We start from the raw sequence: 19118 nt of genomic DNA, 5'->3' as shown, positions 1-19118 counted from the left end.
TCCCCGAGTCGATGAACCGTCTGTGCAGCGGTGGATCCGTCTGCTGAGCGCGTCCGGCGCCGCACAGGGTGCGGCGCCGGACGGAGAATGCTGGAGCCGGGCGGGGCCGCGCGGACGCGGCCCCGGACGGCGCGGCTAGACGTTGACGCCGAAGTCCTGCGCGATGCCGCGCAGACCCGAGGCGTAGCCCTGGCCGATGGCGCGGAACTTCCACTCGGCGCCGTTGCGGTACAGCTCGCCGAAGACCATGGCGGTCTCCGTCGAGGCGTCCTCGGACAGGTCGTAGCGCGCGAGCTCGCTGTTGTCGGCCTGGTTGACGACGCGGATGTACGCGTTGCGCACCTGGCCGAAGCTCTGCTGGCGGGACTCGGCCTCGTAGATCGAGACCGGGAAGACGATCTTGTCGACGTCGGCCGGGACACCGGCCAGGTTGACGTTGATGACCTCGTCGTCGCCCTCGCCCTCACCGGTGAGGTTGTCACCGGTGTGCTCGACCGAGCCGTCGGGGCTCTTGAGGTTGTTGAAGAAGACGAAGTTGCCGTCGTTGGCGACCTTGCCCTCGGCATTCGTCAGCAGAGCACTGGCGTCGAGGTCGAAGTCTCCGCCGGTGGTGGTACGGGCGTCCCAGCCCAGACCCACGATGACCGCGGTCAGGTTGGGCGCGGCCTTGGTCAGCGAGACGTTGCCGCCCTTGCTGAGGCTGACTCCCACGAGTCCTCCCATTGGTTTGCTTGGGGGCCGGCCGGTGCCGGCGCCTCCACGTCGTGTTGGCATCGGATCAACGAGTGGATCCTAGTGACCGGTTCCCGGCCAAAACAGGCTTTCGGCCGGGGGTCGCGGGGAGATCCAACCGGTGACCGGATCAGAGGGCGCCGAGCGCCTTGATGTAGTCGTTGAGGTCGCGCGCGTCGGGCAGGCCGTTGACGACCGTCCAGCGCACCACGCCCTCCTTGTCGATGATGAAGGTGCCGCGCACCGCGCAGCCCTTCTCCTCGTCGAAGACTCCGTACGCGCGCGAGGTCTCGCCGTGCGGCCAGAAGTCGGAGAGGAGCGGGTACTCCAGGCCCTCCTGCTCGGCGAAGACGCGCAGGGTGTGGATGGAGTCGTTGGAGACGGCCAGCAGCTGGGTGTCGTCGTTCTCGAACGTGGGCAGCTCGTCGCGGAGCGCGCACAGCTCGCCCGTGCAGACGCCGGTGAAGGCGAACGGGTAGAACAGCAGCACCACGTTCTTCTCGCCGCGGAAGTCCGAGAGCTTCACGGTCCGGCCGTGGTTGTCCTTCAGCTCGAATTCCGGGGCCTGGGTGCCGACCTCGATCGCCATGAAACGCGTCCCTTCGCTACGTCGCCGGGCTGGGCTGTCCGGGTGACTCCCACCACCCTACGCAGAGGGCCTTGTCCGGCGTGCGGCACCCGTGGAAGCTTCCCGCGGACGTACGAAGGCCCCCGCTCGGCGCCGTGCCGGTCGGGGGCCTTCAGGGGCGAGTGCGGATCAGCGCTTGGCCTTGGCCGCTTTCGGCGTGACCAGACGGCTGCCCGTCCAGTCCTTGCCCGCACTGATGCTCTTGGTCTGGGCGAGACCGGCTGTCTGGGCAGCCTCGTTGATGTCGCTCGGCTCGACGTATCCGTCACGGCCGGTCTTCGGCGTCATCAGCCAGACCGTACCGCCGTCCTCGAGCAGACCAATGGCATCCACCAGCGCGTCCGTAAGGTCGCCGTCCTCGTCACGGAACCAGAGCACCACGACGTCGGCGACGTCGTCGTACTCCTCGTCGACGAGATCCTGGCCGGTAATGGCCTCAATGCCCTCACGGAGCTCCAGCTCGACGTCGTCGTCGTAGCCGATCTCCTGGACCACCTGTCCGGGCTCGAACCCCAGGCGTGCTGCCGGGTTGGTCCGCTCCTCCGCGTGGTCCGCGGTCGCGCTCACGGGTTGCCTCCTGATCATGTTTCGGAAAATGCTTCAGCCACGCGCGTGCGCGGGGCGTTGGCCGTAGTCCACACGGGAGTGGCGGATCGCGCAAGTACCCAGCGTACGAGACCGCCTAAACGGTGACGTTTCGTGCCACGTCGCCGCACTGTCGGCGGGTCCCTCAGGGAGCCTGCACACCCTCCACACCCTCTTTGACGTCCTTACGTCCTTGAACAGCTTATGCCGTTTCGGTCCGGCAATCGGAGCCGAACAGCGTTTGGGAACACTTGGACGCCTTGGGCGTATGGTTACGGTTTGCAATCCTGCGCCCGGGACGTCCCGGCGAGTCCCGGGTTACCTCACGGTAGAGATGACGTACGCGTTCCAGCGGTACACGATGGGCATGGCGTACACATCCTTATGTCCGGGGGCATGACTCCCGTAACAGGCCCCGTAGCGCAGCACCGAACAGCGAAGGAACAGCGTGGCTTCCGGATCCGATCGCAACCCGATCATCATTGGCGGCCTTCCGAGTCAGGTCCCGGATTTCGATCCCGAAGAGACCCAGGAATGGCTCGACTCCCTCGACGCCGCCGTCGACGAGCGAGGCCGTGAGCGGGCCCGCTATCTCATGCTCCGGCTCATCGAGCGCGCGCGCGAGAAGCGCGTCGCCGTGCCGGAGATGCGCAGCACGGACTACGTGAACACGATCGCCACGAAGGACGAGCCGTTCTTCCCCGGCGACGAGGAGATCGAGCGCAAGGTCCTCAACGCGACCCGCTGGAACGCGGCGGTCATGGTGTCGCGCGCGCAGCGTCCGGGGATCGGCGTGGGCGGGCACATCGCCACGTTCGCGTCCTCGGCCTCGCTGTACGACGTGGGCTTCAACCACTTCTTCCGCGGCAAGGACGACGGCCGCGGCGGCGACCAGATCTTCTTCCAGGGGCACGCCTCCCCCGGGATCTATGCCCGCGCCTTCCTGCTGGACCGGCTGAGCGAGACCCAGCTCGACGCGTTCCGCCAGGAGAAGTCGAAGGCGCCGAACGGGCTGTCCAGCTACCCGCACCCGCGGCTGATGCCCGACTTCTGGGAGTTCCCGACCGTGTCGATGGGCCTCGGCCCGCTCGGCGCGATCTACCAGGCGCGGATGAACCGCTACATGGAGGCGCGCGGCATCGCCGACACCTCCGACTCGCATGTCTGGGCCTACCTCGGCGACGGCGAGATGGACGAGCCCGAGTCGCTCGGCCAGCTCTCCATCGCCGCCCGTGAGGGCCTGGACAACCTGACCTTCGTCGTCAACTGCAACCTCCAGCGCCTCGACGGCCCGGTGCGCGGCAACGGCAAGGTCATCCAGGAGCTGGAGTCGCAGTTCCGGGGCGCCGGCTGGAACGTCATCAAGCTGGTCTGGGACCGCTCCTGGGACCCGCTGCTCGCGCAGGACCGCACGGGCATCCTGGTCAACAAGCTGAACACCACCCCGGACGGCCAGTTCCAGACGTACGCGACCGAGACGGGCGCCTACATCCGTGAGCACTTCTTCGGTGACGACCCGCGGCTGCGCGAGATGGTCAAGGACATGACCGATCAGCAGATCCTGCACCTGGGACGCGGCGGCCACGACCACCGCAAGGTGTACGCGGCGTACGCGGCGGCCAAGGCGCACAAGGGCCAGCCGACGGTGATCCTGGCGCAGACGGTCAAGGGCTGGACGCTGGGGCCGAACTTCGAGGGCCGCAACGCGACCCACCAGATGAAGAAGCTCACCGCCGAGGACCTGAAGCGCTTCCGGGACCGGCTGCACATCCCGATCGCGGACAAGGACCTGGAGGACGGCAACCCGCCGTACTACCACCCGGGCCGCGACTCGGAGGAGATCCAGTACATGCACGACCGCCGCAAGGGTCTGGGCGGTTACGTCCCGACCCGTGTGGTGCGCGCGAAGCCGCTGGAGCTGCCCGGGGACAAGACGTACGCGACCGCGAAGAAGGGTTCGGGTCAGCAGTCGATCGCCACCACCATGGCATTCGTCCGCATCCTGAAGGACCTCATGCGGGACAAGGAAATCGGCAAGCGCTTCGTGCTGATCGCGCCCGATGAGTACCGCACCTTCGGTATGGACGCTTTCTTCCCGAGTGCGAAGATCTACAACCCGCTGGGTCAGCAGTACGAGTCGGTGGACCGTGATCTGCTGCTCGCGTACAAGGAGTCGCCGACCGGGCAGATGCTGCACGACGGCATCTCCGAGGCGGGCTGCACGGCCTCGCTGATCGCCGCCGGTTCGGCGTACGCGACGCACGGCGAGCCGCTGATCCCGGTGTACGTCTTCTACTCGATGTTCGGTTTCCAGCGCACGGGTGACCAGTTCTGGCAGATGGCCGACCAGCTCGCGCGCGGCTTCGTGCTGGGCGCGACCGCCGGCCGTACGACGCTGACGGGTGAGGGCCTCCAGCACGCGGACGGCCACTCGCAGCTGCTCGCCTCGACCAACCCTGGCTGTGTCTCCTACGACCCGGCGTTCGGGTACGAGATCGCGCACATCGTCAAGGACGGGCTGCGCAGGATGTACGGCGGGACCCCCGAGGAGAACGAAGACGTCTTCTACTACCTCACCGTGTACAACGAGCCGATCCAGCACCCGGCCGAGCCCGCCGATGTGGACGTCGAGGGCATCCTGAAGGGTGTCTACCGCTACAGCACCGGCGAGAAGGGCCAGATCCCGGCCCAGATCATGGCGTCCGGTGTGGCGGTCCCCTGGGCGGTCGAGGCGCAGCGCATCCTCGCCGACGAGTGGAACGTGAAGGCGGACGTCTGGTCGGCGACCTCCTGGAACGAGCTGCGGCGCGAGGCCGTGGACGTGGAGCGGTACAACCTGCTGCACCCCGAGGAGGAGCAGCGCGTGCCGTACGTGACGCGCAAGCTGTCCGGGGCGCAGGGGCCGTTCGTGGCGGTCTCGGACTGGATGCGGTCCGTGCCGGACCAGATCGCCCGCTGGGTGCCGGGGGCGTACCAGTCGCTGGGCGCGGACGGCTTCGGCTTCGCGGACACGCGGGGTGCGGCTCGCCGGTTCTTCCACATCGACGCGCAGTCGATCGTCCTGGCGGTGCTCACCGAGCTCGCCAAGGACGGCAAGATCGACCGTTCGGTGCTGAAGACGGCGGTCGACCGCTACGACCTGCTGGATGTTGCCTCGGCCGATCCGGGGGCCGCGGGCGGCGACGCGTAGGCACGTGACGACGGCCGTGGGGCGGCGGAACCCGGAAGGGTCCCGCCGCCCCACGGCGTCTTCCGTATACGGTTCAGTTCTCCCAGATCTTGAAGGCCCGCACCTGGTACGGGGACTGCGGCACCCAGGTCCCGCCGCCCGGGTAGGTCTCGAACTCGCCGGTCTCGGCGCACTCGGCGGACTGGTAGGTGGTGACGGGCCGGCCGGTGCGGTTGACCAGCGCCTGGGCCGCGGTGCCCGCCTTCAGCGGGACGCAGCTCTCGATGTCGGTGGTGGACAGCTCGTGGACCTGCCGGGCGCCGGTGAAGTCCGGCTTGGCCCAGAGGCAGAGCTGGCCGCTCCGGCAGTCCCCGAGCCGGCCGGGCGCGGCCTGGGCCGGTGCCTGCGGGATCAGGGCGGTGGCGGCCAGGGCGGCCGCGAGAACGGTCGTACGCATGCGAATCAACCCCCGTGGTGATGTGGATCTTCCGCACCCACCCTGAGCTGTGCGAAAGCGGTACGGGAAGGGGGCGGGGGCCCGGACCACCCTGATAGGCGACAGCCCCGCCGGAACGTTCCGGCGGGGCTGTTGTACGCGCTGTGTTGACGCCCGGGGGCGTCGCGGGGGCGCCCCGGAGGCGTCCGGGGCGGGGTCCGGTCAGATGTGACCGGCGCCCGCGCCCGCCTCGGCGTTCTCGCCGCGCTTGGTCAGGGTGGCGACCAGGGCGGCGATGACCGCGACGATGCCGGCGACCATGAACGCGGTGCTCATGCCCGAGACGAACGTGTCGTGGGCGACGGTCGTGATCTTGCCGGCGATCTCCGGCGGGGTGCCCTTGGCGACGGGCGGCATGCCGACCTTGATGGCGGAGGACGCCTGGCCCAGCTGCTCGGGCGAGAGCGGCGGGAGCTTCGCGGCCTTCCAGTTGTCGGCCAGCTCGGCGTCGACGCGGGAGGCCATGACGGCACCCAGCACCGCCGTACCGAGGCTGCCGCCGACCTGCATGGCGGCCTGCTGGAGGCCGCCGGCGACACCGGAGAGCTCCATCGGGGCGTTGCCCACGATGACCTCGGTGGCGCCGACCATGACGGGCGCGAGGCCGAGGCCGAGCAGGGCGAACCAGACGGACATGGTGACGGTGCCGGTGCCGACGGTCAGCTGGGACATGCCGAACATGGCGACGGCGGTGCAGACCATGCCGCCCACCAGCGGGACGCGCGGGCCGAACTTGGTGATCAGGAAGCCCGCCAGCGGCGAGGCGACGATCATCATGGCGGTCAGCGGCAGCAGGTGCAGGCCCGCGTCGACGGCCTTCATGCCGTGCACGTTCTGCAGGTAGAAGGTGACGAAGAACAGGCCGCCCATGAAGGCGAAGGCCATCAGCACCATCAGGACCGTGCCCGCGGAGAGCGGGACGGAGCGGAACATCGCCAGCGGGATCAGCGGTTCGCGGACCCGCTGCTGGACGAGGGCGAAGGCGAGGAACAGCACGACGGCGCCGACCAGGAAGCCGACCGTCTTCAGGTCGCCCCAGCCCCACTCCGAGCCCTTGATGAGCGCCCAGATCAGGCAGAACATCGCCGTGGACAGCAGCACGATGCCGGCGAAGTCGAAGGAGCGCGGCGCGTTCTCGGCGCGGTGGTCCTTGAGGATCAGCACACCCAGCACGAGCGCGAGCACACCGACCGGCACGTTGATGAAGAAGACGGACTGCCAGCTGACGTGCTCGACGAGCACGCCGCCCAGGATCGGGCCGCCGGCGGTCGAGGCGCCGATCACCATGCCCCAGATACCGATCGCCATGTTCAGCTTCTCGGCCGGGAAGGTGGCGCGCAGCAGGCCGAGCGCGGCCGGCATCAGCAGGGCGCCGAAGAGTCCCTGGAGCACCCGGAACGTGATCACCAGCGCGACGCTGCTGGAGAGGCCGATGGCCCCCGAAGCGGCGGCGAAGCCGACGACGCCTATCAGGAAGGTCTGACGGTGGCCGAACCGGTCACCGAGCTTGCCCGCGGTGATCAGGGAGACCGCGAGGGCGAGCATGTAGCCGTTGGTGATCCACTGGACGTCGGCGAGCGAGGCGCCCAGGTCCTGCTGGATCGCGGGGTTGGCGATCGCGACGATCGTGCCGTCGAGCGCGACCATCATCACGCCGATGGCCACGGAGAAGAGCGTCAGCCAGGGGTGGCCGCGCAGCCCCTTGGCAGATACGGGGCCGGCGGGGTCCTGGGGTTCCCGCGACGCCTTCTCGAGGGTGGGCTGACTAGTCATGTGCGGGAGATTAGTGTCAGTCACTGACAGTTGACAAACCAATTCACAAGTCGGTAACTGTCACGTAGCTCACAGGTAGGCTGAGCTGGACAAAGCAGGGAAAAGAGGACCAGTTCAGTGACCGACGGGCCGGCCGCGGCGCCTTCGACCGGGCTGCGCGAGCGCAAGAAGCGGCGCACCCGCGACGCCCTGGTCCTCGCCGCCCTCGAACTCTTCACGACCCAGGGGTACGAGGAGACCACCGTCGACGAGATCGCCGAGGCGGTCGAGGTCTCCCAGCGCACCTTCTTCCGCTACTTCGCCAGCAAGGAGGAGGTCGTCTTCGCCGTCCAGGAGATGGTGGAGTCGCGCTTCATCGCCGAACTGCGTCAACGGCCCGCACCGGAAGCCCCCTTCGAGGCCATGCGGCGCGCCGTGCTGTGCGCCTGGAACAGTATCGGCGAGGCCATCGAGGAGCTCGTCCCGGTCGAACTCCACATGCGTACGTACCGGATGATCGAGTCGACGCCCTCGCTGCTCGCCGCCCATCTGCGGCGCAGCATCGACCTGGAGAACCAGATCGCCGGGCTGATCGCCGAGCGGGAGGGCCTGGACATGGCGCTGGACCCGCGCCCCCGGGTCGCGGTCGCCGCGTTCACCGGTGTGATGCGGGTGAGCGGCCAGCTGTGGGTGCAGGAGCGGGACACCAGCGTGGATTCGCTCCGGGAGCTGACCGAGATCCATCTGGACCAGCTGGGGCCGGCCCTGGCGGAGAGCTGGCGCACCCGGGGCTGAGCCGGCGTGCCGCACGTCCGGGTGTGCCGCATCCCTCAGCCGTACACATGACCGAGGTCACAACAGCCGTGCCCCTGTGCGCCGGTGAGGTGTTCCGGCGGCCCCGGGCGCGGCGGAGTGTGCGGGAGGCCGTACACAGGGTGAGGGAATCGCCGTTTCATTCCCCACAGCCGGGTGATGTGCGTCACCCCCTTAACAGCGCCTTACACGCGTCTCCTAATGTGGACCGAAGTGACTTCCTTCGATTCCTCCCCCACGCTCACCGCCTGGCGCACGCTCCTCGCCCTGGCGGTCGTCTTCGTGATGCTGGCGACCACCGGCTGGACCGCCGTGCGCCATCAACGCTCCGACGAGCCACGCACGATCGCGCTCGCCTCCTGGGCCAAGGGATCGATAGCGGGACGCGCGCTCCCCGACGCCGACGCGCCGCCCTACAAGCTGGCGCACTTCTTCGCCACGCTGACGGCGGCGCAGCGGACCGGGCTCGCCGAGAGGTACCCGCTGGTGGTGGGGAATCTCAACGGCGCCCCGGTCACCGTGCGTTACCGGGCGAACCGGATCGCGCTGCAACAGGCGCGCGCCGTCGAGCAGGAACGCGTGCACGACCCCCGGCTCTCCCCGGAGGGCCGGGCCGAGGCGATGCGCCGGGTGGACCGCTTCCGGTCGATGCTGGACCGGGACCGGCACTTCCTGGCGTTCGACCCGTCCGGCCGGGGACACGCGGCCGAGGTGTTCGGCGATCTCGACCGGGCCGAGCGCGTCTCGATCGTCGTCCCCGGTGTCGACACCAATCTGCTGACGCTGGAGCGCACGGGCTCCAAGACCAACGCGGCCCCTGTCGGCATGGCCAAGTCCCTGTACGCGGCCGAGCGGTCCGCCCGCCCCGGCGTGCGGACCGCCGTGATCGCCTGGGCCGACTACACCGCGCCCGTCGGCATCGGCATGGACGCGGCCCTGGGCAACCTCGCCGAACGCGGGGCGGTCCGTCTGGAGGCGCTCGTCGACGCGCTCCCGGGGGCCTCGCCCGTCTCGCTGTTCTGCCACAGCTACGGCTCCGTCCTGTGCGGGGTCGCGGCGGACCGGCTGCCCGGCCGGGTGGCGGACATCGCGGTGGCGGGCAGCCCGGGCATGCGGGCCGACAGCGCCGGGCAGCTGCACACCCGGGCCCATGTGTGGGCGATGCGGGACCACGACGACTGGATCGAGGACGTGCCGAACCTGGAGGTCGGCGGCCTCGGCCACGGCGCCGACCCGGTCGACGCGGACTTCGGCGCACGGGTCGTCTCGGCGGGTGACGCGGTCGGCCACAGCGGCTATTTCGAGCCGGGCACCGAGAGCCTCGGCAACTTCGCCGCGATCGGTGTGGGCGCCTACACCGCGGTGACGTGCGCACGGGACGAGGGCGTCTGCCACGACGGGATTTCCGGCAACACGACACTCTGACGCGCGTAGAGATCCGTCGCGGACCGTACAGCGCGATGCACTCCGAAGGGGGACGAGCGGGCAAGTGCCGCATACGATGAGGCACATGGGTGATGTGCTGGCCGGAATTCATGCCACCTGGGAGTTCGACACCGACTCCGTGCTCATCCGCTTCGAACGGGGTATCCGTACGCCGAGGCTCTTCCAGAGCCTCCGAGAGCGCCGCGTCCCGTACGCGGCGCTGTCGTCGGTGACGCTGACCCCGGGCAAGCGGGGCACGGTGGTGCTGCGCGCGGTGCCGAGACCGGGTGCCGATCCCCTGGTGGAGGCTGCCGCCGGGCAGCTGAAGGACGGCTGCGATCCGTACCGCCTGGTGCTCCCCGCCGAGCGCGAGACGCTCGCGGAGTACTACGCGGACGAGCTGCGCACCTGTCTGGGACCCGACGCGGACGAACCCGCCGAGCGCTTCCTGGTCGCGGCCCCCGAGGCCCCGATGCACTTCAAGGCGTACGACGGCCGGGCCGGCTTCGACGGGGAGCGGGTCTCCTTCCGCTGGTTCTGGACGGGCGCCTCCTCGGAGAAGTGGAAGGCCGGTGACCAGACGTTCCCGGTCAGTGACCTGTGCGGGGTCGAGTGGCGCTCGCCGGAGGCGTTCGAGGGCTATCTGCGCCTGCTGCCGAGGGGGCTCGACGGCGCGGTGCCGGCGGCGGACGCCCTCGCCGGACCGGGCCCGGTCGCCGGGGCGGGGCTGCGGCCCGGTATCGCGCCGAGCACGCAGCCGGTGGAGCCGCGGCCTGCCCGCGCCGACCAGGACCCGGCCGCGGTGATCTTCGGTCTGGGCTACGGCCCGGTGCACGAGTCGCTGCCGTTCGCCGCAGCCGTGCTGGAGTCCGTCCGCAGGAAGCAGTCGGCGCCCCTGGCGACGGCTCCCCCGGCGGCCGGGGCCCGGCGCGACCCGGCGGACATCGCCGAGCGGATCCACCACCTCGGTGAGCTGCACCGGGCGGGACTGGTCACGGACGACGAGTTCAGCGCGAAGAAGGCGCAGCTCCTCGCCGAGTTGTAGCACTCCGGTATGACGCGGGCGGGCGGCCCGGCTGCCTACCCTGAGCGGATCATGTCCACGTCCTCCCAGCCCCCGCTGGCCGGTGCCCGCAAGCGGTGGCAGCGGCTCCTCCCGTACGCCGCCGTCATCGCGCTCACCGCGCTGTTCGTCCCGGTGACGATCGCGTCCCTGAAGGACCAGTACGGCCTGGACGGCGGTACCGCGGGCGCGCTCGCCGTCGCGCAGGCGGCCCCGCTGCTGATGCTGGCCCGCCGCCCGCTGTGGGCCTGGTGGATCATCTTCCCGGCGGACATCGCGGGCGCGCTGGTGCTGCTGGGCCTGCCGGCCGAGAAGTACGACGTCTGGCCGTGGACGCCGACCGCACTGATCGCCCATCTCTTCGTGCTGCTCGCCCTGGCGCTGCGCGAGGGGCGGCGGACGCTGGTCCTGGTCTGGCTGGCGACCGGCGCGGCGGGGCTCGTGCTGCATCTGGTCTCCCCCGAGCGCAGCAACGGCAGTGCGCTGCTGCTGTTCCTCATCGGCGCGGTGGTGCTGGTGATCGGCGCGGCGCTGCGGGAACGGGGCGTCGCCCAGCGCCGCCTGGTCGAGCAGGAGACCATCAGCGCGGAGGAGCGGGCGCGGCGCACACTGCTGGAGGAGCGCACCAGGATCGCCCGCGAGCTGCACGACGTGGTGGCGCACCACATGTCGGTGATCACGGTCCAGGCGGACTCCGCCCCGTACCGCCTGAAGGGGCTGCCGCCGGAGGCGGGCGAGGAGTTCGAGGCCATCGCGGCGAGTGCGCGGGAGTCCCTCGCGGAGATGCGGCGGCTGCTGGTGGTGCTGCGCAGCGACGGCACCGAGGGCGAACGGGCCCCGCAGCCGGGCCTCGGCCGGGTGCAGCAGCTGGTGGAGGCGACGGTGCGGGCGGGGCTGCCGGCCGAGCTGTCGATGCCCGCCGGGCTGACGGGCATACCCCCGGCGGTGGACCTGTCGGCGTACCGGATCGTGCAGGAGGCGCTGGCGAACGTCGTGCGGCACGCGCCGGGGGCCGGCACCCGGGTGTCGGTCCGCTCGGACGGGGCGCATCTGACGGTGCTGGTGGTCAACGGCCCTGCACAGCCTTCGGGTTCGCTGCCCGGCCCGCGTGCGCCGGTGGAGACGTCGGGGACGGGGCACGGTCTGGTCGGCATGCGCGAACGCGTACGGTTGACCGGCGGCACGCTGGACGTCGGTCCGCTGCCCGACGGGGGCTTCCGGGTGGCCGCGCGGCTGCCGCTGCCTCCGTCGTCGCCCCCGCGGAACGGGAACCCGGAGGACTCTTGACCATTCGTGTGATCATCGTCGACGACCAGGCCATGGTGCGGGCGGGGTTCGCGGCACTGCTGGCGGCGCAGCCGGACATCGAGGTGGCCGGTGAGGCGCCGGACGGGCGCCGGGCCATCGAGGTCAGCCGCCACGTACGCCCGGACGTGGTGCTGATGGATGTCCGGATGCCCGAGATGGACGGCCTGGCCGCCGCACGCGCGCTGCTGGACCCGCCGGCGGGCGTGGTGCATGTGCCCCGGGTGCTGATGCTCACCACGTTCGACGTGGACGACTATGTGTACGAGGCCCTGCGGGCCGGGGCGTCCGGCTTCCTGCTCAAGGACGCGCCGCCGGCCGATCTGATCTCGGCGGTCCGCGTGGTGGCCGCCGGTGACGCGCTGCTGGCGCCGTCCGTGACCCGGCGGCTGATCGCCGACTTCGCCCGGCAGGGGCCGCCCTCCGGCGCGGGCCGCAGCGGGGCCGCGCTGCGGCTGAACGGGCTGACGCCGCGCGAGACCGAGGTGCTCGAACTGATCGCCAGGGGGCTGTCGAACCAGGAGATAGCCGGGCGGCTGGTGCTCGCCGAGCAGACCGTGAAGACCCATATCGGGCGGGTGCTGGCCAAGCTGGACCTGCGGGACCGGGCGCAGGCCGTGATCTTCGCGTACGAGGCGGGTGTGGTGGTGCCGGGCACCCCGTGACCCGTACGCCCCCTACCCGGGTATCACCACGCGGTTGGCTCCCCGGTGTGATGCCCCGGGACCCGCCCTCTTCCTACCTTCCTCCTGGTCACGCCGCTCGGCGTGCGGGATCCGGCTCGGCCGGAGAGGGAGGCGGGGGCGGATGAGGCGTTATGCGAGGACCCTGGTCGCGGTGGCACTGGCCACGACCGCGGTGTCGGGAACGGCCGGCTGGGTCTCGGGCAACACCCAGCAGGCGGTGACCGGGCCGCCGCCCGGCATCACGGCCTGGCGGGCGGACCGGGTGCTCGGCCGCGAGCTGCCCGACCCGGAGCGGGAGTCCCCCGCCGAAGTGGGCCGTTTCTTCCGGGGGTTGAGCGAGCGGGACCGGAACACGCTGGTGGTACGCCATCCGCTCGTCGTCGGAAACCTCGACGGCGTCCCGGCCGTCCTGCGCTACCGGGCCAACGCCCGTGCGCTGAAGGCCGTTCACGACCCCCGGTACGCCCGTCTCGCCGGGGACCCGCACCGGCAGATCCTGGCGTTCGACCCCCGGGGCCGCGGCCAGGTCGCGGAGGTCTTCGGCGACCTGGACCACGCACGCCGGGTGTCGGTGGTGGTGCCCGGTTCGGACATCGACGCGGGCACCTTCGACCGTACGGCCGATGTGTACGGGACCCCGGCCGGGATGGCGAAGTCCCTTTACGCGCGGACCGGTCGGGGCAGCGCCGTGATCGCCTGGGCCGGGTACACCACGCCCGTGGGCCTCGGCGTGGACGCCGCGACCGGTTCGCTCGCCGAGGCGGGGGCGGACCGGCTGGCCCGGTTCACGGACGGGCTGGCGGCCGACGGGGTGCCCGCGCCCGCCGTGTTCTGCCACAGCTACGGCTCGGTCGTCTGCGGTCTCGCCGCGTCCCGGCTGCGCGCCCGCGACCTGGTGGTGCTCGGCTCGCCCGGGATGCGGGCCGACGACGTCGGCGCGCTGCACACCCGGGCGCGGGTGTGGGCGGCCAAGGACCCCGACGACTGGATCGGCCGGGTGCCGCACGTCGAGATCGCGGGGCTGGGCCACGGCCCCGACCCGGCGTCCCCGGAGTTCGGCGCGCGCCGGGTGCCCGCGGACGACGCCCACGGGCACACCGGCTACTTCGCGCCCGGCACCGAGTCGCTGCACGCCTTCGCCAGGATCGCGGAAGGGGTGCGCGGCTGAGGCGGCTACTCGCGCGCGAGCGAGGTCAGGCTCATGTCCTGGTAGCGGTCGCCCACCACCTGGCCGGCGATCGGCTCCAGAAGGGCCAGCTCGTCGTCGGTCAGCGTGATCCGGGTCGCGCCGACGTTCTCGAGCAGCCGGCTGCTCCTGCGGGTGCCGGGGATCGGGACGACGGTGATCCCGTGGACCTGGGCGCGCTGCTGGACCCAGGCCAGCGCCACCTGGGCGGCGCTCGCCCCGTGCGCGGCGGCGATCTTGTGGACCGGCTCCAGGAGCGCGGCGTTCTTCCGCGCGTTGTCGCCGGTCAGGCGCGGCTGCGAGGCGCGGAAGTCGCCCTGGGACAGCTCCTTGCCGGCGTCCGCGAACGAGCCGGTGAGGAAGCCCCGGCCGAGCGGGGAGTACGGCACGACGGTCACACCGAGGTCGGCGGCGGCCGAGACGGCGCTGCGCTCGGTGTCCCGGCTGAAGAGGGACCACTCGGACTGGAGGGCGGCGATCGGGTGCACGGCGTGCGCCTCGCGCAGCTCCGCGCCGGTCACCTCGCTGAGCCCGAGCTGCTTGACCTTGCCCTGCTGGACCAGTTCGGCCATGGCGCCGACGGACTCGGCCAGCGGGACGGCCGGGTCGCGGCGGTGCATGTAGTACAGGTCGATGACGTCGGTGCCAAGCCGGCGCAGGCTGGCCTCGACGGCCTTGCGGATGTAGGCGGGCGAGTTGTTCACGCCCCGGTAGTCCGGGTCCTCGTCGCGGCGCTCGATGGCGAACTTGGTGGCGAGCGTGATCTCGTCCCGGTGCGCCCCGACGAACGGCGCGAGGAACGTCTCGTTGGCGCCGCTGCCGTAGATGTCGGCGGTGTCGAAGAGGGTGACGCCCGCCGCGAGCGCCGTCTCCAGCGTCTCGCGGGCCGCCGCCTCGTCCGTTTCCCCGTAGAACTCGCTGATGCCCATGCAGCCGAGGCCCTGGACTCCGACCTGCGGGCCGCCCCTGCCGAGCTCCACGGTGGCGATCTTGTTGTCAGTCATCAGGTACTGGGCCTTTCCGGCGCCCGTCGGGCGCCCGCATAAAAGTCGATCTTGTAGTCGAGCACGGCTAGGGTGTCCTGGAGCTCCGCTATCCGCGTGCGGACGTCGCGGCGGGTCGCCTCCAGCAGCTCCTGGCGTTCCTCGAAGGTGTGGTCGCCCTCGCGTATCAGCTCCGCGTACCGGACCATGTGGGCGACCGGCATCCCGGTCAGCCGCAGCTTGCCGACGAAGGCGAGCCAGTCCAGGTCGCGGTTGGTGAAGCGGCGCTGGCCGGTGTGCGAGCGGTCGACGTGCGACATCAGGCCGATCCGCTCGTACCAGCGCAGCGTGTGGGCACTGAGGCCGGTGAACGCGGCCACCTCGCTGATCGTGTACCGGTCCTGCCCCTCGGGGCGCGGGTGCGCGGTGGGGGCCGAAGCGCAGCGGTCGGTCCCGGTCGCCGTGGTCGAAGTGGTCTCCATCACCGTCATGCCTCCACGCTAGAACCCTGGAGTGCACTCGAAGCAAGCGCATCCGGACGCGAGTTTCGGCGGACGGGCGGCGCAGCCTACTCTCGAGAGCATGCTGAGCCTGGCGATGATCGAGAACTGGCCCGTCCCCACCGCGGCAGCGGCCGTCGTACGAGCGGACGGCACGGTCGTCGGTACGCACGGTCCCACCGCGCACCGCTTCCCCCTGGCCTCCGTGACCAAGCCGCTCGCGGCGTACGCGGCGCTGGTGGCCTACGAGGAGGGCGCCGTCGAGCTGGACGAGCCGGCCGGGCCCGAGGGCTCCACCGTCCGGCACCTGCTCGCGCACACCAGCGGGCTCGCCTTCGACGAGCACCGGGTCACGGCCCCGCCCGGCACCCGGCGGCTGTACTCCAACGCGGGCTTCGAGGTGCTCGGCGACCACATCGCCAAGGCCGCCGGCATCCCGTTCCCGGAATACGTTCGACAGGCGATCCTGGAGCCCCTGGGCATGACCGCGACCACCGTGGACGGCTCGCCCGCCCGCGACGGCGTCTCGACCGTCGACGACCTGGTGCGCTTCGCCGCCGAGGTCCAGGCCCCCCGCCTGCTCGACCCGCGCACGGTGCTGGAGGCGCAGACCGTCGTGCACCCCGGTCTCAAGGGCGTGCTGCCGGGCTACGGCCACCAGAACCCCAACGACTGGGGGCTCGGCTTCGAGATCCGCGACTCCAAGTCCCCGCACTGGACGGGCGCCTCGTCCTCCCCGGCCACGTTCGGCCACTTCGGGCAGTCGGGCACGTTCCTGTGGGTCGACCCGGCGGCGGGCGCGGCCTGTGTGGCCCTCACCGACCGCGCCTTCGGGCCGTGGGCGGCCGAGGTGTGGCCGCCGTTCACGGACGCGGTGCTCGCGGAGCTGGCGGCGTAACCGCCTCAGACCGTCGACACGCGGCCGGCGTACCGCTGGGTCCAGCCGGTCCCGGTGTCGGCGGTGAGCACCACGTCGTAGGAGCCGTCCTCGGTGGGCCAGTGCACGACGACGGATGCGCCGCCGGGGACGAGGTGCTTCCGGGTGCCGCCGAGGTAGTCGTTGGCCTTCAGGGTGTACCGGACGGGGTGCCTGCCGTCGTTGTGCAGCCTCAGCCGGACCACGGGCCTCCTGCCCCCGACGAGCTCCGCCCCGACGCGCGGGATGCCGATGTGCCTGCCCCGCTCGCCCGCGGGAACCACCTGCCCGGCGAAGGAGCGCAGGAAGCCGTCGGGCCCGTAGACGGAGAACGCGTACGCGCCGTCGGTCTCCGTCGTGTCCCAGGTGTACGTACGCGGAGCCGCCGCGCTCACCGTGAACGGCGTGTTGTCGAAGGGGAGATACCAGTCGGGGAAGACCTGGAGGCTCACCGCCTTGCCCGCCGGGCCGCCGGCCAGCGTCATGGCCGCGGTCACCGTGCCGGCGGCGCGGTCCTCGGTGAGGGTGGCGTGCGGGTGAAAGGAGAGGCCGCGGGGCTTCATCCGGTGCCGCGACGGCTTCGGCGGGGTGCCGGTGACGGGGTCGGCGATGACGACCGGGCCCGGACGCGGGTGCGCGAAGTCGATCGCGCTGGTCAGGTCGCCGGCGACGGACCGGCGCCAGTCGGTGATGTTCGGGCAGGTGAACGGCTTGCCCAGCGAGGCGGCCCAGGTCTCCAGGAACTTCACCGTCGAGGTGTGGTCGAACACCTCCGACGCGACATAGCCGCCCCGGGTCCACGGTGAGACCAGCAGCATCGGCACCCGGGGGCCGAACCCGTACGGCGTGGTGCCGGAGAACTCACCGGCCGTGCCCGGCTCCGGGCGCGGCGGCAGGACGTGGTCGAACTTTCCGTCGTTCTCGTCGTAGGTGATGATCACCAAGGTGTGGTTCCAGATCTCCTCGTTGCTCTGGAGCGTGCGGAGCACCTTGTTCATGTAGCGCTCGCCGTGGACGGTGTCGAAGCCCGGGTGCTCGCTCCACGCGGCGGGCATCACCACCCAGGAGACCTCGGGAAGGGGATGCTCCGCCCCCGGCTCGCAGGCCGCGATCAGGTCGCGGAGCACCGCGTCGAGGTTGGCCTCGGAGTCGTCGTTGGGTGTCGTCGCACCCTCGTAGACGAAGGAGTTGGCCTTCCAGATCCTGCCGGTGCCCGGTGCGAGGTCGGCCTCGTCGGCCGTGCGGGGGTCGAAGGAGGCGAAGCTGTTGGTGACGTTGCAGCCGTACTCGCCGACATAGCCGTTCTGGAGGCTGCCGCCGACGCCGTTGCCGCTGTTGTCGGAGTAGACCCGCCAGTCGATGCCGGCCTGCTGGAGCTGCTCGGGGACCGTGGTCCAGGTGCGGCTGTAGTCGTTCTGCCGGGCGTTGGAGGTCTCGCCGCCCGCCGCACCGGTCATGAGGTAGTAGCGGTTCGGGATGGTCGGCCCGTGCAGGGAGCAGAAGTTCATGTCGCAGACGGTGTACTGGGAGGCGAGCGAGTACATCCACGGCATGTAGTCGGGCGTGTAGTACCACATGCAGTGGTCGCCCTTGTCCTTCACCCAGGTGTTCCAACGCCCGCCGTTGGCACCGTAGAAGCTGTGGTTGTCGCTCCAGGTGGCGGTCGAGACGGCGGGTGTCACGATGGCTCCGGCGGCATCGCGCTGCTGGAAGACGTCCGTGCCGTCCTGGAAGGTGAGGACCTGTCTGTCGTGGTGGCCGCGCACCCCGGGCAGCTGGCCGAGGTAGTGATCGAAGGAACGGTTCTCCTGCATCAGGATCACCACGTGCCTCAGATCGGACATGTCGCCGTTGAAGCCCTTGGGCAGGTGGTGTTCGGCCGCACCGGCCTGCGCCTCGCCGGCCGCGATCGCACCGAAGGTGGCGGCTGCCGTCCGGAGCATTCTGCGCCGGGTGATGGGGAGAGTCATCAGGGGACCTCTGGGGGGAGAGTGGTTCGGGGTTGTCCGTCCACGTGCCTGCGAAAACTAGGCCGCCGGGGCGAACAGGGGGCGAACCACGGCCGTATTCTCACCGAGGCCAACATGCCAACAGGCCCCGCGGTCCCGGTAGTCAGAGATCGTGAATGGCCGATACTCTCCCCGGCCGTGACCGACATGGTGCGGCCCGCCGCGGGTGTTCCCGGAGCCGGGCCCTCCCCGCACGCAGCGCGGGCGGCTCAGGCCGAAAGCTCCCAGACCAGCACCTCGGCCGGTCCGTCCGCGACCAGTTCGAGGCCCTCCTCGCCGGTGATCCGGGCCTCGTCGCCCGCCGTCAGCTCCTGATCGCCGAGGCGCACCCCGCCCCGCACCACATGGACGTACGCGCGCGCAGCGTCCGGGACGGCCGTGCGCTCGCCCTCCGCCAGCCGCCGCACATGGAGCATGGCCCCCGCCTCCGGCAGGGCGTACGGGGTGGAGTCGGCGATGCCGGGGACGGTCGTGTACGCGGGCTCGCCGCCGGGCTCCAGCGGCGCGAGCCACATCTGAAGGAACGTCAAAGGACGGTCCACGTCGTTGCGTTCGACGTGCCGGACGCCGGAGGCGGCGCTGAGGTGCTGGACGTCGCCGGCCCGTACGACGGTGGCGTGGCCCGCCGAGTCGCGGTGGGTCAGCTCGCCCTCCACGACCCAGGTGACGATCTCGGTGTGACTGTGCGGGTGCTCCTCGAAGCCCGCGCCGGGCGCGAGCCGTTCCTCGTTGCACGCCAGGACCGGGCCGAAGCGGAGGTTGTCCGGATCGTAGAAGGTGCCGAAGGAGAAGGAGTGCCGGGACTCGATGCCGGCCGCCCCGTCCCCGCCCCTGAATCGGTCGCCCGAGCGACGTACGGAAATCACCCGC

The 19118-nt window shown here is 70.9% G+C and carries 17 protein-coding genes; 8 read left to right on the top strand and 9 right to left on the bottom strand.

Going from position 1 to position 19118, the window contains the following annotated elements:
• Positions 1 to 135: 135 nt before the first annotated feature.
• The 3 genes from RLT58_RS25110 to RLT58_RS25100 form a co-directional block, all read right to left on the bottom strand.
• Complete coding sequence (locus RLT58_RS25110; RefSeq protein ID WP_311312620.1) at positions 136 to 711, bottom strand: TerD family protein; 576 nt, start codon at positions 709 to 711, stop codon at positions 136 to 138.
• Between the two features lie 151 nt (positions 712 to 862).
• Positions 863 to 1321, bottom strand: coding sequence for a peroxiredoxin (locus RLT58_RS25105; RefSeq protein ID WP_311312619.1), 459 nt, complete (start codon positions 1319 to 1321; stop codon positions 863 to 865).
• A 168-nt stretch (positions 1322 to 1489) separates the two neighbouring features.
• Positions 1490 to 1927 (bottom strand): DUF3052 domain-containing protein, encoded by a 438-nt coding sequence (locus tag RLT58_RS25100; protein WP_311312618.1) that lies wholly within the window; start codon positions 1925 to 1927, stop codon positions 1490 to 1492.
• 466 nt (positions 1928 to 2393) lie between these two features.
• Between RLT58_RS25100 and aceE the strand changes: the two genes are divergently transcribed.
• The gene (aceE, locus tag RLT58_RS25095) at positions 2394 to 5135 is read left to right on the top strand and encodes a pyruvate dehydrogenase (acetyl-transferring), homodimeric type (protein ID WP_311312617.1); all 2742 of its coding nucleotides are present in this window, start codon (positions 2394 to 2396) and stop codon (positions 5133 to 5135) included.
• A gap of 73 nt (positions 5136 to 5208) precedes the next feature.
• Here the strand turns inward: aceE and RLT58_RS25090 are convergent, their stop codons facing one another.
• A complete protein-coding gene (locus RLT58_RS25090; RefSeq protein ID WP_311312616.1) occupies positions 5209 to 5571 on the bottom strand; it encodes a peptidase inhibitor family I36 protein in 363 nt (120 codons plus the stop codon).
• Between the two features lie 201 nt (positions 5572 to 5772).
• Entirely contained in the window at positions 5773 to 7260 is a 1488-nt protein-coding gene (locus RLT58_RS25085; RefSeq protein ID WP_399131952.1) for a DHA2 family efflux MFS transporter permease subunit, read from the bottom strand.
• 240 nt (positions 7261 to 7500) lie between these two features.
• Between RLT58_RS25085 and RLT58_RS25080 the strand changes: the two genes are divergently transcribed.
• From RLT58_RS25080 to RLT58_RS25055, 6 genes are all read left to right on the top strand, one after another.
• Positions 7501 to 8157 (top strand): TetR family transcriptional regulator, encoded by a 657-nt coding sequence (locus tag RLT58_RS25080; RefSeq protein ID WP_311312614.1) that lies wholly within the window; start codon positions 7501 to 7503, stop codon positions 8155 to 8157.
• A gap of 231 nt (positions 8158 to 8388) precedes the next feature.
• Entirely contained in the window at positions 8389 to 9600 is a 1212-nt protein-coding gene (locus RLT58_RS25075) for an alpha/beta hydrolase (RefSeq protein WP_311312613.1), read from the top strand.
• 85 nt (positions 9601 to 9685) lie between these two features.
• Positions 9686 to 10645 (top strand): DUF4429 domain-containing protein, encoded by a 960-nt coding sequence (locus RLT58_RS25070; RefSeq protein ID WP_311312612.1) that lies wholly within the window; start codon positions 9686 to 9688, stop codon positions 10643 to 10645.
• A gap of 51 nt (positions 10646 to 10696) precedes the next feature.
• Positions 10697 to 11950: a sensor histidine kinase gene (locus RLT58_RS25065; protein WP_399131679.1), complete on the top strand. Its 1254-nt coding sequence runs from the start codon at positions 10697 to 10699 to the stop codon at positions 11948 to 11950.
• Positions 11947 to 12633 carry a response regulator gene (locus RLT58_RS25060; protein ID WP_311312610.1) on the top strand — a complete coding sequence of 229 codons (687 nt, stop codon included), beginning with the start codon at positions 11947 to 11949 and terminating at the stop codon, positions 12631 to 12633. Before RLT58_RS25065 ends, RLT58_RS25060 begins: the two co-directional genes overlap by 4 nt.
• A 142-nt stretch (positions 12634 to 12775) precedes the next feature.
• Entirely contained in the window at positions 12776 to 13822 is a 1047-nt protein-coding gene (locus RLT58_RS25055) for an alpha/beta hydrolase (protein ID WP_311312609.1), read from the top strand.
• A 5-nt stretch (positions 13823 to 13827) separates the two neighbouring features.
• On the opposite strand, the gene RLT58_RS25050 is transcribed toward RLT58_RS25055, so the two are convergent.
• Both RLT58_RS25050 and RLT58_RS25045 read right to left on the bottom strand, forming a co-directional pair.
• Positions 13828 to 14844, bottom strand: coding sequence for an aldo/keto reductase (locus RLT58_RS25050; protein ID WP_311312608.1), 1017 nt, complete (start codon positions 14842 to 14844; stop codon positions 13828 to 13830).
• Positions 14844 to 15314 (bottom strand): MerR family transcriptional regulator, encoded by a 471-nt coding sequence (locus RLT58_RS25045; RefSeq protein WP_311312607.1) that lies wholly within the window; start codon positions 15312 to 15314, stop codon positions 14844 to 14846. The genes RLT58_RS25050 and RLT58_RS25045 overlap by 1 nt, the downstream gene beginning before the upstream one ends.
• 91 nt (positions 15315 to 15405) lie before the next feature.
• Here RLT58_RS25045 and RLT58_RS25040 point away from each other — a divergent pair, with 91 nt between their 5' ends.
• Complete coding sequence (locus tag RLT58_RS25040; protein ID WP_311312606.1) at positions 15406 to 16221, top strand: serine hydrolase domain-containing protein; 816 nt, start codon at positions 15406 to 15408, stop codon at positions 16219 to 16221.
• Between the two features lie 5 nt (positions 16222 to 16226).
• Here RLT58_RS25040 and RLT58_RS25035 read toward each other — a convergent pair whose 3' ends face one another.
• Positions 16227 to 18209 (bottom strand): alkaline phosphatase family protein, encoded by a 1983-nt coding sequence (locus RLT58_RS25035; RefSeq protein ID WP_311312605.1) that lies wholly within the window; start codon positions 18207 to 18209, stop codon positions 16227 to 16229.
• A 248-nt stretch (positions 18210 to 18457) separates the two neighbouring features.
• A complete protein-coding gene (locus tag RLT58_RS25030) occupies positions 18458 to 19114 on the bottom strand; it encodes a pirin family protein (RefSeq protein ID WP_311312604.1) in 657 nt (218 codons plus the stop codon).
• Between the last annotated feature and the right edge of the window lie 4 nt (positions 19115 to 19118).

Source organism: Streptomyces sp. ITFR-16 (assembly GCF_031844705.1).
Classification (GTDB): Bacteria; Actinomycetota; Actinomycetes; order Streptomycetales; family Streptomycetaceae; genus Streptomyces.
Note: the sequence above shows the minus strand (reverse complement) of the source record. Positions and strands in the feature narration are given on the sequence as shown.